The sequence below is a fragment of the Acinetobacter sp. SM1B genome (assembly GCF_003289665.1).
GTDB classification, from domain to species: domain Bacteria; phylum Pseudomonadota; class Gammaproteobacteria; order Pseudomonadales; family Moraxellaceae; genus Acinetobacter; species Acinetobacter schindleri.
This window is the reverse complement of the sequence record NZ_QMBM01000033.1, coordinates 1-432: the sequence shown is the minus strand read 5'-3', so window position 1 is coordinate 432 and position 432 is coordinate 1. Positions and strand designations below refer to the sequence as shown.

Genomic DNA, 432 nt, shown 5'->3' with positions numbered 1-432 from the left:
CAAAATCCTTGCTGAGCGTTATCGAAATAGAGGTAAAAGGCTTGGTTTGAAATTCAATTTAATCGCTGGAATTTATAACTTGGAGCTGAGTAAAAAATGATTTATGAAAGAGGTCTATTAAACGTTTATTTTATTTATTTTTCAAGTATTTAATTTTTCCAAAATTATCTTACAAATTAAATTAATAATCCCAATTGATTTAACTTAACAACATGAAATCATTATGATTTTATCCATTCCAATTTTACTAAATTATAAAAAATTAATAATTATTATCTTTTATTTATATAAAGCTCTTTATTTTAATAAAAATAATAGACTTAAGTCTAAATCTATTTATTATCTTAAGATAATCTTAAAATTTAATTCAATATATTAAATTAAAGGCTCTAGACTAGCAGATTTGCACTTAGTTTTACCTAATGAGGTCCC

At 22.2% G+C, this 432-nt stretch carries 1 pseudogene; it reads left to right on the top strand.

From position 1 onward, the window contains the following. Positions 1-100 (top strand): annotated as a pseudogene (locus C8322_RS14270) (IS5/IS1182 family transposase); the annotation flags it as partial. Positions 101-432 lie beyond the last annotated feature (332 nt).